At 41.8% G+C, this 13,750-nt stretch carries 10 protein-coding genes and 2 pseudogenes; 5 read left to right on the top strand and 7 right to left on the bottom strand.

The features are described from left to right. Nucleotides 1-1,888 (top strand): annotated as a pseudogene (locus ACO1R6_RS07290) (hypothetical protein); the annotation flags it as partial. On the opposite strand, the gene ACO1R6_RS07295 reads toward ACO1R6_RS07290, so the two are convergent. The 5 genes from ACO1R6_RS07295 to ACO1R6_RS07315 form a co-directional block, all read right to left on the bottom strand. Beyond that, complete coding sequence (locus tag ACO1R6_RS07295; RefSeq protein ID WP_486263490.1) at nucleotides 1,858-2,316, bottom strand: GNAT family N-acetyltransferase; 459 nt, start codon at nucleotides 2,314-2,316, stop codon at nucleotides 1,858-1,860. The pseudogene ACO1R6_RS07290 and the gene ACO1R6_RS07295 sit on opposite strands and share 31 nt — an antisense overlap. 92 nt (nucleotides 2,317-2,408) lie before the next feature. Then, nucleotides 2,409-2,576 (bottom strand): hypothetical protein, encoded by a 168-nt coding sequence (locus ACO1R6_RS07300; RefSeq protein ID WP_486263492.1) that lies wholly within the window; start codon nucleotides 2,574-2,576, stop codon nucleotides 2,409-2,411. A 134-nt stretch (nucleotides 2,577-2,710) separates the two neighbouring features. Further along, the gene (locus ACO1R6_RS07305; protein WP_486263494.1) at nucleotides 2,711-3,106 is read right to left on the bottom strand and encodes a hypothetical protein; all 396 of its coding nucleotides are present in this window, start codon (nucleotides 3,104-3,106) and stop codon (nucleotides 2,711-2,713) included. Next, complete coding sequence (locus tag ACO1R6_RS07310) at nucleotides 3,091-3,642, bottom strand: hypothetical protein (protein ID WP_486263496.1); 552 nt, start codon at nucleotides 3,640-3,642, stop codon at nucleotides 3,091-3,093. The genes ACO1R6_RS07305 and ACO1R6_RS07310 overlap by 16 nt, the downstream gene beginning before the upstream one ends. A 93-nt stretch (nucleotides 3,643-3,735) precedes the next feature. Next, on the bottom strand, nucleotides 3,736-4,359 hold the full coding sequence (locus ACO1R6_RS07315; RefSeq protein WP_486263497.1) for a hypothetical protein: 624 nt from the start codon (nucleotides 4,357-4,359) through the stop codon (nucleotides 3,736-3,738). A gap of 283 nt (nucleotides 4,360-4,642) precedes the next feature. Between ACO1R6_RS07315 and ccoN the strand changes: the two genes are divergently transcribed. The 3 genes from ccoN (at nucleotide 4,643) to ACO1R6_RS07330 (ending at nucleotide 8,338) form a co-directional block, all read left to right on the top strand. Continuing rightward, nucleotides 4,643-6,826 (top strand): cytochrome-c oxidase, cbb3-type subunit I, encoded by a 2,184-nt coding sequence (gene ccoN, locus ACO1R6_RS07320; protein ID WP_486263499.1) that lies wholly within the window; start codon nucleotides 4,643-4,645, stop codon nucleotides 6,824-6,826. Between the two features lie 127 nt (nucleotides 6,827-6,953). Beyond that, entirely contained in the window at nucleotides 6,954-7,148 is a 195-nt protein-coding gene (locus tag ACO1R6_RS07325) for a hypothetical protein (protein ID WP_486263500.1), read from the top strand. Then, nucleotides 7,148-8,338, top strand: coding sequence for a c-type cytochrome (locus ACO1R6_RS07330; RefSeq protein WP_486263502.1), 1,191 nt, complete (start codon nucleotides 7,148-7,150; stop codon nucleotides 8,336-8,338). The genes ACO1R6_RS07325 and ACO1R6_RS07330 overlap by 1 nt, the downstream gene beginning before the upstream one ends. 451 nt (nucleotides 8,339-8,789) lie before the next feature. On the opposite strand, the pseudogene ACO1R6_RS07335 reads toward ACO1R6_RS07330, so the two are convergent. Both ACO1R6_RS07335 and ACO1R6_RS07340 read right to left on the bottom strand, forming a co-directional pair. Then, nucleotides 8,790-9,003, bottom strand: a pseudogene (locus tag ACO1R6_RS07335) (ArsR/SmtB family transcription factor). Nucleotides 9,004-9,458: 455 nt separating this feature from the next. Beyond that, a complete protein-coding gene (locus ACO1R6_RS07340; RefSeq protein ID WP_486263504.1) occupies nucleotides 9,459-11,882 on the bottom strand; it encodes an FtsX-like permease family protein in 2,424 nt (807 codons plus the stop codon). Between the two features lie 443 nt (nucleotides 11,883-12,325). On the opposite strand from ACO1R6_RS07340, the gene ccoG reads away from it, so the two are divergent. Continuing rightward, nucleotides 12,326-13,726 (top strand): cytochrome c oxidase accessory protein CcoG, encoded by a 1,401-nt coding sequence (gene ccoG / locus ACO1R6_RS07345; RefSeq protein WP_486263506.1) that lies wholly within the window; start codon nucleotides 12,326-12,328, stop codon nucleotides 13,724-13,726. Nucleotides 13,727-13,750 lie beyond the last annotated feature (24 nt).

Here is a 13,750-nt window from a genome sequence, read left to right on the forward strand (position 1 = left end):
GGTATTGTCCGGAATCAATAAAAAGCAATACCAGTATTTACTCCTTAAAGTTACCGGTGCGCCGGAGTTTTCCTTAACGAATCAATTCAGCTTTTTATCACTAAAAAAACGAATAGCCATGATGAATAAAATGCCCAGTACCAGGGCCCACCTGGTAAAATTTTTATTGGTGCTGCCATTGCTGGCCGTTTCCTTACTCGCCTTCCGGAGTGTAAAAGAAAAAAATGCCGCTCTGCCGCCTGAAGAGAAATTTATTTCCATCTCCGGAATGGTAGTAAACGCCCAAACCCTTGAACCTCTAGGCAACGCGCAGTTAGTAGATGAATATTCTAAAACCGAAAGTATAACCGATAGCCGAGGCTATTACACCTTGAAAATTCCGGTTTCGGCGTACCCCGTAAAAACCAGCATTAAAGTAAAAAAAGCCGGCTTCGCCGATATGCAGTCTGTTTCGGAATATTCTGCCCCACTAAAAGAAAAAACGGGTAGAGTTGAATTTGTGGGGCTGGTGGTACCTAAAGAAAATAATAGGTTAGATGGTGCTTTTGTGTCAAGTTTTTCTGCACCCGTTAATTTAACTAACAACTCTACGGCCCCTACTTATAAAGCTGTTTTAATTCGTTTTCAGCAACTTAAAAAGAGTAAGCAAAATGAAACGGATCTGAAGGCATTAATAAAGGGTTCAGAAAAACCTTATTGGGTGGTAAACGGAAATTCTTACCTTGTTTCGGCGGCAGGTGGTTATGCCAGTACCGACGAAATGACGGATATTGTTTTTGTTGATGGCAATAGAATGACCGGCGAGGAGGTAAATAAAAAGATAAAGCAGAGTTCTTTAAGCACGTTAGGCGCATTAGAAAAAGAAGAGGCTTTTAAAAAATATGGTATAAATAAACCTGTATTATTGGCTTATACCCTTACAAACACTTCAGAACCTATTACTGTTCCAGTACCCAAAAGTGGTCCTAACAATCCCGCTGATGCAAAGGAAAATTTAAACAGTTATTCTCAGAGACAAAATCCGGCTGGTGCTATCGATGCAAAAAATATTGTTGATATTAAGCCCGGCGAAAAGCAAATAGTAACTCTAACATTTAAAGATGGCACGCAGGAAAAGTATGATCTTGCCACCCCAGCCGGTAAACAAGCTTACGAAAATGCACAAAGATTAACCGTGGGAGACTATGGCACCAATCAGTTGCCCGCAGATTATAAAGCTTTTTTAACCCGAAACCCGGAAGTAGATAAAGTGCGGTGGCGGTTTGATAGGACAACCTATGGCGGCAAGCCCGATTTAATAATTATAACCTTAAAAGCTGGTTCCGAAGAAGTTTATAGCCTGTTAAACAAAGCCGAAACAGCAGCCGCAGAAAATAAATATGGCAAATTACCTAAACCGGCTCTCGCACCACCCAGGGTTGATGTAGTTAAATTTAACCCTGGTACCCAGAAAAAGGCAGCGGTAAAACCCTTTGAACCACCTACCATATCTCCGGACCAGTTACCGGCTGACCACAAAGATTTTTTAGCCCGGAACCCGCAGGTAAAAAACATTGGCTGGCAAGGTAAAGGCCTGATAGTGCTATTTCTTAAATCGGGTCAGCAGGAAAAGTATAATTTAAATAAAGCTGATAGCAGAGCCATAGCCGAAAAAAAATACGGTAAACTGCCCAAGGCTCCTTTTCCACCGCCAATTATCAAAAAATATTCTGCTAGGAAAAGTAAGCAAACTCAGAATGCCACAACAGGTTTGGCAATGTCAAAATTTAAAGTAAATGATGGTTTAGAAGATATATATGATTTAACATTCCCGCCGGTAGCTGAAAAGGAATATCGGATAAATCATCCTTTGGAATTTTATTCGGGTAATATTTTGGTCATTAAATGACGGTCGTGGTCGCGGAAGCCGAATTTGTGATACAGGGCTTTGCCGGCCTGGTTGTGGCGTTCGGCCTCCAGGTGTAAAACGCGTAAGCCTAACTGCTGCGCTTGCGCTAATACGTACGCCAGCACCTGAGAACCCAATCCTTGGTGCCGGAACTCGGCTTTTAGAAATAACTCGTCGAGGAAGGCAATGCGGCCGCCAAACTCAAAACTGTAGCAAAGGGTTAAGGCCACGTAGCCAATATAAGTAGCTGAATCTTCTTCTTTAATCATCCAAATAGTACCCAGGGCCGGTGTTGTTAAAAAGTGTTGCAGCACCGGCGCTGCTTTTTCCTCGGAAAACGGATAATTATCAATGGCATAAAACGCTTTTTGCATATCCAGCAGGTGAGTCAGGTGGGTAGGGGTAGCTATTTCGAAATGTATATTCATTTTTATAAGCTTTGCGCTCAAAGGTAAGGACCCCGCAGTTATGACTCAAAATAAATTGCTGTAAGACACTTAAAATATCACTTACATAATAATTAATTGGCATGAAAAACCAGGCCCGCAACGGTGTTTAAAGCATAAACCTTAGTGGTGGCTTGTTGCCAATCTACATCGGCCAGACTATCTTTCAGGTTTACAGAAGTCCAGTTTCCGCCAAAATAAACTTCCCGGAAGTGCTTCGCTATTTGTTCTGTTAAGCTCATGAATTTTGGAGCAAAATTTTGCTGCGGTCTACGACTTTACAAAAGATTTAGTGGTTTTTGCTGTTGTTCTTGTCCAGAAAGGCAGGGATAAATATATCCCGTTGTTGAAGTTTTTCACAAACTTTCTCATTATTTTAATTGTCTTTAATAATTCCCGTATAGGAAAAAGTTAATTTTTGATTTTGTTTGATATTTTCATTTAATGACAAATCAATACTTATTATCTTTGTTCTTTCCATATTTTCTAAATCATCCCAAAGAAAAGCTGGAAAACAATTAATTAGCAAATTTCTCTCACCATTATGTATTTTGTCAAATTCAGTTGAATATGGAATAAACAGTTGAATTACTAAATTGGCAGTTCCTGGAATTAACGTAAGGTCTGGGTATTCAATATTATTTTTAATTAGGTAATTAGCTTTATATAAATTTGCAATAGGCGTATTAAATTTCTTCCTAGATAAGGTTGTTATAAATATATGTGGAAAGAAATTGATAGAATTGTAATTGTCACTTATAAGCCAAGCCATTCACACACATGTTGGTATTTTTCTAATTCAGAATTAGGAAGTAGGCTTATTCCAATTCTAGCAATTGATTTATATACCTTTAAGGGTGTAAATGGAGTCTTTCTAAAGGTGATATGAATTTTTTTGTTTTCTTCATCAATCTCGAAATCATCAAGATTTTCATTGAAATGCATTTCTCTTATTCCTTCATTTATTGAAATAACTTCAGTGTTTATACTTTTTTTATCTTGTCTAGAATTAAACTGAGGTACTTTCTTTTTCCCTTTTATATTGTTTAAAGTCAAATAAAGTCTTAAGAACACAGCTAAATGGCTCTCGTATTTACTTAATATGCTATTACATGAATCACATTCATTTAAATATACGAAATCATTCGAGCCGAGCAATTCAGGTATTAAATGAGGAACATTATTAAATGTTGTATCTGGTTCTGATTTAAAACAAAATTTACACTTTCTTACAACATCTGAGTTCTCGATATAAACATCAGATTTACTAAATAGCGAATATTCTTTCGAAAAACTGCTTTTGCTCATTTTGAATTATCGTTGCGATTTTTATTGAACCTTTGATTTTACTTATACTTAATACTGATTTAACTTTTTTAGTTTTTGTTGCAAGTTTTTCTTTTACAAGTTTGTTTTGGACACGGGTATAAGATTTGATACATCAAGTAAATTTAGTCTTTCAGCTCTTATTGAAAAGTCTGTTGTTAAATGTTCAAGGAAAGCAGAACATTTCCAATTAAGTTCCCGCACTATAGATGAGGCATCGTTAAGTTGTGTTACATCTTTTTGTGCCTTCATTACTTTCCTATGAGCATAAACAAATTTATAATGTAAACTCTTTGGCTTATCTAGTTTTTTATCGTCAGCATAATCTAAAAAATAGTTTGCCATATCATCACTTATTAATAGACGTATTTTATTCCTGTTCTTAAAGTAGCAGGTATTCCAATAAGTGACAATCTCAAAGTATTCTGTAGATAAATTATTTATCTTTTCAATATTTCCATCTTCGATTGCCCATAAAAGTCTTTGAAGCAAGTAGTATCTTCTTCCAATCAATTCTGATAATTCATCCAAGAATTTTGATCCTTCCTCATATTTCTTGCGATATAAATCAATTTTAGTTTGCCTTTGCCAAGATTTTTTTTGGAAAAAAGTAGCTAAATAAGTGCCTACAATAGATGTAAGTATAAAACCAATTATCAAGCGGAAAAGCTCAGGGTTAAAATAATTCCATATTGTCATCTTCATATTCTAAATGCAAATAGCTAAATATAAATTCTATGTATTTTATTAACTGTCTATAAGTAAGATAAACAAAGATCATAAGATAAAGAATTTAGGGGGAAGCTCAACTAATTAGAATGAAAATTGCAGTAATTGCCTTGCCCTCTGTTTTATTTTACAAGTGGCATTGGGAATATAAGAAAACTCCCCCTGACAACTATCAGCCCCCAACATGATCTCCATCATCTTTCTGCAGAGGCATTCTGCCGAATTTTGAGCTGTTAAAAACTAACAAACTCGCATGTTACTCGAAACTTTACCAAAAGAAAAAAAGGTTACGCCACCGGACGCACCAGCCGTGGATTCCTTTTACTACGACAACAAGATTGTCCGGAACTTTGCCTTTGCCTCCGTTATTTGGGGCTTAGTGGCCATGCTGGTAGGAGTTATTGTGGCGTTCCAGTTGGCCAACCCGGCCATGAACATGGGCACCGAATACACTACCTTCGGCCGGATTAGGCCTTTGCACACCAACGCCGCCATTTTTGCGTTTGTGGGCAACGGTATTTTTATGGGCGTTTATTACGCACTGCAGCGGTTATGTAAAACCCGGATGTATTCCGACAAGCTTTCGCAGATTCACTTCTGGGGCTGGCAGTTAATTATTGTGGCGGCTGCTATAACGCTTCCCCTGGGTTTTACCACCTCCAAAGAATACGCCGAGCTGGAATGGCCCATTGATATTGCCATTACGGTAATCTGGGTAATTTTTGGCTGGAACATGTTTGGTACCATCCTGAATCGCCGCGAACGCCATTTGTACGTTGCCATTTGGTTCTTTATTTCAACGTTTTTAACCGTAGCGGTGCTACACCTGGTTAACTCTTTCGAGATTCCGGTTTCTTTCCTGAAAAGCTATTCGGGTTACGCCGGGGTACAAGATGCGCTGGTACAGTGGTGGTACGGCCACAATGCGGTGGCTTTCTTTTTAACCACGCCTTACCTGGGCCTGATGTACTACTTTTTGCCCAAAGCCGCTAACCGCCCGGTATATTCTTATCGCTTATCTATTATTCACTTTTGGGCTTTAATATTTATTTATATCTGGGCCGGTCCGCACCACTTATTATACACCGCATTACCCGACTGGGCGCAATCTTTAGGCGTAGTATTCTCGGTAATGTTAATTGCCCCCAGCTGGGGTGGTATGATTAACGGTTTATTAACCTTGCGGGGTGCCTGGGACAAAGTTGCCGAAAACCCCGTGTTGAAATTTATGGTGGTAGCGATTACCACTTACGGTATGGCGGTGTTTGAAGGCCCCATGTTGTCTTTGAAAAACGTAAACGCCATTGCACACTTTACCGACTGGATTGTAGCACACGTACACGTAGGTACATTGGGTTGGAACGGTTTCTTAACCTTTGGCGTGCTGTACTGGTTAATCCCGCGCATTTTCCAAACCAAATTATACTCAACCAAACTGGCTAATGTACACTTCTGGTTAGGCACGCTGGGTATTTTGTTCTACGCCATCCCAATGTACTGGGCCGGCTTTACCCAAGGCTTAATGTGGAAACAGTTTACCGCCGAAGGGACCTTACAATACCCTAACTTCCTGGAAACCGTGTTCCAGATTATACCAATGTATTACCTGCGCGGTATTGGTGGTGCCATGTATTTGCTGGGCGCGTTCTTTATGGGCTACAACCTGTATAAAACCGTACGCAGCGGCGAATTATTAGCCGACGAAGTAGCCCACGCTGCCCCAATTCAGAAACTGCCAAAAGGCGCTAAATTAGATGGCCACTGGCACCGTTGGATAGAGCGTCGTCCGATTCAGTTAGCCGTTTGGGCTACCGTTGCCATCCTGATTGGTGGTTTGATCGAGATGATTCCGACGTTCCTGATTGAGTCTAACGTACCCACCATTAGCAGCGTGAAACCTTATACTTCCTTAGAATTACAGGGCCGCGACGTGTACATTAAAGAAGGTTGTAACAACTGTCACTCCCAGATGGTCCGTCCGTTCCGCTCCGAAACCGAACGCTACGGCGAATATTCTAAAGCCGGTGAATTTGTGTACGACCGTCCGTTCCTGTGGGGCTCTAAACGTACCGGTCCGGATGTGCACCGGGTAGGTGGTAAGTATCCGCACTCCTGGCACTACAACCACATGATCGACCCAACCACTATGTCGCCGGGCTCTATTATGCCACCGTACCCCTGGTTAGCCGAGAAAGACCTGGATATTTCGAACACCTCGGATAAAATACACGCCATGCGCCGGATGGGCGTACCTTACTCGGAGCAATACGAGCAACAAGCCAACGAGCATCTGATGACGCAAGCCAAAGAAATTGCCGCTGAATTAGGGAAAGAAGGCATTGAAGTAAAACCCGAAAAAGAAATTGTAGCCTTAATTGCTTACCTGCAACGCCTGGGTACCGACATTAAAGCCAAAGAAGAAGTAGCCGAGAAATAAAATAGCATAAAAAGTAAGTTTAAGTTTTTGCTGAGCCAGACTTCTCCTGGTAAAATCGGGAGGAGTTTGGTTAAAACCGAAATCAACTTACAACTTATTACTTACTACTTATAACTAATAAAAAGCCATGTACAAAAATATTCTGCAATCCATAACCGGCATCGAAATATACCCCATTATTTCCTTTGCCATCTTCTTCGGGTTTTTCCTGGGCCTGATTCTGTATGTAATTCTGGTTGATAAAAATCTGGTGAAGAGCATGAGCGAACTGCCCCTGCAGCAAGACGATGAGTTTAACGAAACCCCTAGATTAAACCAGTAATGAAAGCATTTATAAAATTATTCAGCAGTAGTTTACTGGGAGCCGCGCTTATACTATCCTTTCCGGGGGTAGCCCAGGAACAGGTGGCCGCCGGTAAAAAAGTTTTTACCGATAATTGTGCCGCCTGCCACAGCATAGAAACCGATGTGGTGGGGCCGGCCTTGAAAGGGGTTACGGAGCGCCGGAAAGAAGAATGGATTATAAACTTTGTAAAGAACTCTACCAAAGTTATCCAATCCGGCGATAAAGAAGCGGTGGCTTTGTTCGAGAAGTATAACAAAACCCAAATGCCGTCTTTTGAAAGTAGCCTGAACGAAGAGCAATTAACCTCGCTGGTGGCTTACTTGAAAGAACCCGGCGAAACAGCGGCAGCGCCGGCCACCGCCGAAACAGCGGTAGTGGCAGCCCAACCCATTGCAGCACCGGCTTTCGACTTAAAATCGCTCGATTCGCTGACGCTAATACTAGCCCTGGTTTTGGGATTTTTGTTTGTAGTAGTAATGGCTTTTTTAGGAATTATTGCTTTCCAGACATTCCCGTTACTGGCCAAAGTATACGCCCGACCAGAGTACCAAAATACTTTTATGGCTAAGTTGGTAACCTTGGTCCGGGGCGAAGGGCAGCTTTTTGTAAAGAAAGACCCCAACATTATTATGGAAGGGCACGATTACGATGGTATTCATGAGTTCGACAACGATTTACCTCCTTGGTGGCGATACTTGTTTTACGCAACTGTTTTCTTTGGCGTAGTTTACTTGATTAATTTCCACGTTTTGGGCGGTAAGTTACAGGAGCAGGAGTACGAAGCCGAAATGCAAACCGCCGCTTTGTTGCACCCGCCTACCGAAGAAGGCAGCATTAACGAAAAAACAGACTTTAAACCCTTAACCGATGCTGCGGCTTTAGATAAAGGTAAAAGTGCTTTTATTCAGAACTGTGCGGCTTGCCACGGCCAGGAAGGTGAAGGGAAAATCGGCCCGAACTTAACCGATGAATATTGGTTGCACGGGGGGGATGTAAACGCCATATTTAAAACCATTAAATTTGGTGTAACCGAAAAAGGCATGGTAGCCTGGAACGGTAAACTCACCAAAGACCAGATTCTGGAAGTAAGTAGTTATATACTCAGCTTACAAGGTTCTAACCCCGCCGGCGCCAAAGAACCGCAAGGGGAGAAGGTAGGCAAATAGGGAATTATTGTACAAACAGCGTAACTTGCTTAAGCCGCCTGGTCAAAACTTTTGGCCAGGCGGCTTTTTTGTTTTAAATGAATGGCTTTGTTGTATCACTAATGTTAGTGCTTCGCCAAATTACAAATTAGAAACAAAAATTATGAAGAAGGTTGCTTGTCTGGTAGCAATGCCATCCAAATAAATGTGCTTTACCTCTTCCCAATGCTTTGGTATTAAATTTTCTATGGTGATTATTGGAAAGTTAGCAGCAGCCAGAACCAGGCGTGCAGTTGTTAGCGGCGATAGTAGTTAATTCTACTAGTTGCACTTTCTTTTTTCGGTTACGGGTGTGCAGCATTCCTCGCCTTTTTCATTCGTGCCGCAACTGCCGCCCCGTTCAATTGCTTTGCATTGCACAAAGTCTGGGCTAAGATTAATAATGAAATTATCGCCAGAGGCCGTAAACGCACTAGGATATAATCTCAGGCTTATCAATGCAGTAACAAACACTGGTGCCTTCTACGGTTCCTTTTATTCGCCCAACTGCTTTTAGTTCTTTTAGGCTGTAGCCTGGGCCAAAGGAAGTTCTTCTACCAGGTCGCCGCAAATACAAGGCTGCTGTTTTAGTAGTGCAGTATGGCGATGCGGGCCGGGTGCCCCCAGGCTTTAGTGAAGGTGGCCAATTAATTATGGGTTTCGGTAAAATTTTGTGTTTTGGTAACGCCCATTAGATTTAAATATCTATTAATTGTAGAATTAAGATTGAATTATAATGAAACAGAATTCCCTGATAGATTAATTTAGAGTTTAATTGAAATCCTTTAGGTGCATTTATGTTAAGCTAAATTTAGGCTTTATAGGTAGAAGAATATAAACAGCTTATTAAAGTTCGCCATAAGCACTTCTGTTAATTACTTTTACTGCCAGGGCTCTAACCTTTTTTGTGATACCCTTCTCCAGGTGCAGGTGCTCAAAATTTAGGGCAGTATACATTTTCTTTAACCAGGCATTTCTTTTCCAACTCTTTGTACCGCCTCAAATCTGAGGCTTTCATGCCCGGTATTATTTCATCTCTTTATACCACTCTTATTTAAGTTTATTTTACAAATAATATTTAGTTAAGCAAATTAAATCAAGGCTATTCGCTCCGCAGGCTTTTCACCGGGTTCATTAAAGCAGCCTTTATTGCCTGGTAACTCACGGTTAAGATGGTAATGGCCAAAGCGCCCACACAAGGAATTAATAAAAACGAGGGGGTAATCTGGGTGTGGTATTCATATTTAGCTAACCAACTTTGCATTACCAAATGGCTGATGGGAATGGCTATTAAACAAGCCAGAACCACTAATATAGCAAACTCTTTTATTTGCAGGTACCACAAATTAGCGACACTTGCCCCCAGTACTTTGCGAATCCCAAATTCTTTGGTGCGTTGCTCCGCTACAAAAGAAGCTAAGCCAAACAAACCCAAACAAGAAATAAAGATAGCAATTACCGAAAAGATACCGGCTAAGGTACCAATGCGCTCCTCCTGGCTGAATTTCCGGGCGTATTCTTCGTCCACAAACTGGTAATCGAAAAGTGCCGAAGGAACAATATTTTTAAAAATCGCTTCTATTTTGGGCAAAGCCACCCGGGCACTTACCGCCGGGTTAATTTTAATATGCAACAGCCGGAAGGCATCCTCATCCACGTAGTAGATGGTAGGTTGTACGGGCTGGAAGGGCGATTCCATCACGATGTTTTTAACTACGCCAATAATGGTCTTGGTCCATTTCTTTTCGCCGGATTCATCCACATCAATAAGCTTTTGACCAATAGGGTCGGTTAAGCCCATGTACTGTACCGCAGCCTGGTTAATCATAATGGCCTCCGTTGAATCAGAAGCTAAGGCGCTGGAGAAATCACGCCCGGACACTACTTCCCAACCAACTGTTTTGCCATAATCGGGGGTTATTTTACATCTGGCAAACGCGGCATCCAGGTCAGGGTCTTTGCCTAACCAATCGTAGCCGCCGGTTACGTTCCATACCGCCGTCATGGGGCTGGAAGAACTGGCCACTTGCGATACCACCCCGCTCCGCATCAGTTCGGTTTGCAGCACATTCTGTTTTCCTTTAAAGCCCGGGTCGCTCATATCCAGGGTAATTAAATTCTGTTTGTTGTAGCCAATGGGCCGGTTGCGGGCATGCTGTATTTGCTGGTACACCACCAGCGTGCCCGAAATTAATACGACCGAAACCGTAAACTGCACCACCACCATTACTTTACGGGGCAAAGTAGCCGAACGCCCCGATTGTACCATGCCCTTTAGTACTTTAACCGGCTGAAAAGAAGCTAAATAAAAAGCCGGGTACAAACCCGCCACACAGCCGGTCAGGATGATAAACAATAGGCTTACTGCCCAAAAAACCGGATTATTAAAAGGTAAAGCAATATTTTTATCTGATAACTGGTTAAAAGGCTTTTGGAGGAACAGGAGCAACAATACCGCAATTGCAAATGCCAGCAGCACCACCAGATAAGATTCACTTAAGAACTGCGTAGTTAATTGCCCTTTACCGGCCCCAATGGCTTTCCGGACGCCCACTTCTTTGGCCCGGGTAGAAGAGCGGGCGGTACTTAAGTTTATAAAATTGATACATGCCAGCAGCAATACAAATATGCCCACAATGCCAAAGAGCCAGACATAAGTAATACGTCCGCCAACCGGCTTTCCATTCTCAAACTCAGCATATAAGTGCCAACTGCTCATCGGAATCAACTGTACAAAGGGTTTGTTCTTTTCCATTGTTTTAAAAAAGTCCTTTGGTACATTTAAGTAATACAGGTTCTTGATAGCGGCATTAGCCGCTGCCACAGTAGTGTTGGGCTGCAGTTGCACATACACCTTAACGGTCCGGTTATCCCAGTCGGTGGCACTTGCTTTCATATAATCTACATAAGATACCACCAACGGCCAGGGCAAAAAGAGCTGGATTTCACTAAAATGGTTATTGCGGGGAATATCTTCGTAAACCCCGGTTACGGTTACCTCCAGTTGGTTGTCAATTCTTAACCGCTTACCAATGGGGTCTTCGTTGCCCAAAATAGTCTTGGCCGCTGACTGGGAAAGGATAACCGAATAAGGATCTTTTAAACTCTGGTAATTGCCTTGCAGCATTTTCAGGGAAAGCATTTCCAGGGCGTTATCCTGAATAAATTGTCCTTTTTGGCTAATTTTTTTATCGCCGGTGGTAACCGTGTAATTTCCTGGCTCAAAGGCCAGGGTTACCTGCTTAAAATGTTGCGGATAATTCTCCTGGAGGATTGGGCCTACCGGATACTGCAGGTCAAAAGTACCTTCAATGGATGCGCTTTGCGGATTGGTACCTCCACCCCACACCTGGGCAATAGCCTTGTAATTTTTATGATAGGTATTAAAAGATAGTTCATCCCATAGCCATAACCCAATGAGCATGGCTACCAGCATACCCACCGATAACCCACTAATATTGATAAAAGAATAAGCTTTGTTTCTAAAGAGGTTGCGAAATGCGGTGGTGAAATAGTTGCGAATCATAGTCGGCAGAATAAGGGAGAGTTGATTACTATTCTGCTAAAAAGACAATCAAATGATTTGCCAAATAAGGAAAAGAACAGATAATGCCCGTACAAGCAACTTTTAAGCTTAATGCCGTTAGAATAGTGTATTAAAAGCGGACAATGTTGTGTTCGTTTTCAGGTCAATTTAATAAGGAGAATACCTTAAGCCAATTCTCCTCTTTGCCAAAGAATAGCGGATAAAGTGATTTTGGGACTAAGTTTCATTACAGAAAAGCTTACATAAATAATTTAAATTACGCTAGGTTCTTTACCAGCATGGCTTAACCGTTTTTGATGAAGATCAGCCGGAATAATGATCGAGGTCATGTTTATCGGGCAGCCAAATGCAGATTTTTGTAGTGTTAAAAACCAACTAGTGCTCGGGTTTTATACCCGGGGCAAACAAAAATCTGAAAGAGAATGAGCCACGTTGCTACCGATATTGATCAATTCCGCGACAAGGTATCTACTGTAGATAATGAAGGAAAACGGGTGTGGTTGTATCCCCGCAAACCACTTGGTAAATATTTTAATGCCCGCAAACTGGTAAGCTACGGCTTGCTTACCGTTCTTTTCTCGGTACCTTTTTTAAAGATAAACGGCTTGCCGGTCCTGATGCTTAACTTTCCGGCCCGTAAGTTTATTATTTTCGGACAAATATTCTGGCCACAGGATTTCTTTATCCTGCTGATGGCTTTTTTAACCCTGGTCGTGTTTGTTATCTTGTTTACGGTAATCTACGGACGGGTTTTTTGCGGGTGGGTTTGCCCCCAAACTATTTTTATGGAAATGGTTTTCCGGCGCATAGAATATTGGATCGAAGGCGATTATAATAAGCAAAAAGCCTTAAACAAATCCCCCTGGACATCCGAAAAGATCTTAAAGAAAGGCGCTAAGCACACTATTTTTCTGGCCCTGGCTTTTATTATTGCCAATACCTTTTTGGCCTATATTATTGGTATAGACGAGTTAAAAGCCATTGTGCTCGATTCGCCGCTAAACCACTTAGTAGGTTTAGGTACTTTGCTGGTTTTTTCCGGCATATTTTACTGGGTGTATGCCAGCTTCCGGGAGCAGGTTTGCACCATAGTTTGTCCGTACGGCCGCCTGCAGGGTGTTATGATGGATAAAAAAACCACCGTTATTGCCTACGATTTTGTACGGGGCGAGCCCCGCGAAAAACAACGGAAAGGCCAGGTGCGCACCGCCGGCGATTGCATTGATTGCCACCAGTGCGTGCAGGTGTGCCCCACCGGCATCGATATCCGCAACGGTACCCAACTAGAGTGTATTAACTGCACCGCCTGTATAGATGCCTGCAACAGCATTATGGATTTGATTAACAAACCGCAAGGCTTAATCCGCTACGATTCCATGGAAGGCATAGAAAAAGGAGAGAAGTGGAAATTAACCGGCCGCATTAAAGGCTATAGTGCTGTGTTAATAGTTTTAATGGGCATATTAATTACCCTGCTGGTAACCCGCAGCAACGTAGATGCTACCATTTTGCGCACGCCGGGCATGTTATTCCAGAAAAGCGAAAAAGGCAATATCATCAACCTTTATAATATTTCGGTTATAAATAAAACCAACGAAGATATGCCGATTACCTTAAAACTAATGCAACCGGCACAAGGCACCATTTCGGTAGTAAAAAATAACCTGGTATTGCCTAAGCAAGATATTACCGAAGGTGTTTTCCTGGCCGAAATTCCGCCGCAATATTTAAAAGGTATTAATTCCGAAATAGAAGTAGGGGTGTACAGTAAAGGAGAACTAATAGCCGTGGAGAAAACCAAATTTATGGGTCCGGCCAAATAATTTAATTAACAAGAATTTAATCGC

Source organism: Adhaeribacter sp., from assembly GCF_057359045.1.

Coding starts and splice junctions, on each gene's coding strand:
- ACO1R6_RS07315 (WP_486263497.1), bottom strand. CDS start 4,359: ATGACAATATGGAATTATTTTAACCCTGAGCTTTTCCGCTTGATAATT.
- ACO1R6_RS07295 (WP_486263490.1), bottom strand. CDS start 2,316: ATGAATATACATTTCGAAATAGCTACCCCTACCCACCTGACTCACCTG.
- ccoN (WP_486263499.1), top strand. CDS start 4,643: ATGTTACTCGAAACTTTACCAAAAGAAAAAAAGGTTACGCCACCGGAC.
- ACO1R6_RS07305 (WP_486263494.1), bottom strand. CDS start 3,106: ATGGCTTGGCTTATAAGTGACAATTACAATTCTATCAATTTCTTTCCA.
- ACO1R6_RS07340 (WP_486263504.1), bottom strand. CDS start 11,882: ATGATTCGCAACTATTTCACCACCGCATTTCGCAACCTCTTTAGAAAC.
- ccoG (WP_486263506.1), top strand. CDS start 12,326: ATGAGCCACGTTGCTACCGATATTGATCAATTCCGCGACAAGGTATCT.
- ACO1R6_RS07330 (WP_486263502.1), top strand. CDS start 7,148: ATGAAAGCATTTATAAAATTATTCAGCAGTAGTTTACTGGGAGCCGCG.
- ACO1R6_RS07300 (WP_486263492.1), bottom strand. CDS start 2,576: ATGAGCTTAACAGAACAAATAGCGAAGCACTTCCGGGAAGTTTATTTT.
- ACO1R6_RS07310 (WP_486263496.1), bottom strand. CDS start 3,642: ATGAGCAAAAGCAGTTTTTCGAAAGAATATTCGCTATTTAGTAAATCT.
- ACO1R6_RS07325 (WP_486263500.1), top strand. CDS start 6,954: ATGTACAAAAATATTCTGCAATCCATAACCGGCATCGAAATATACCCC.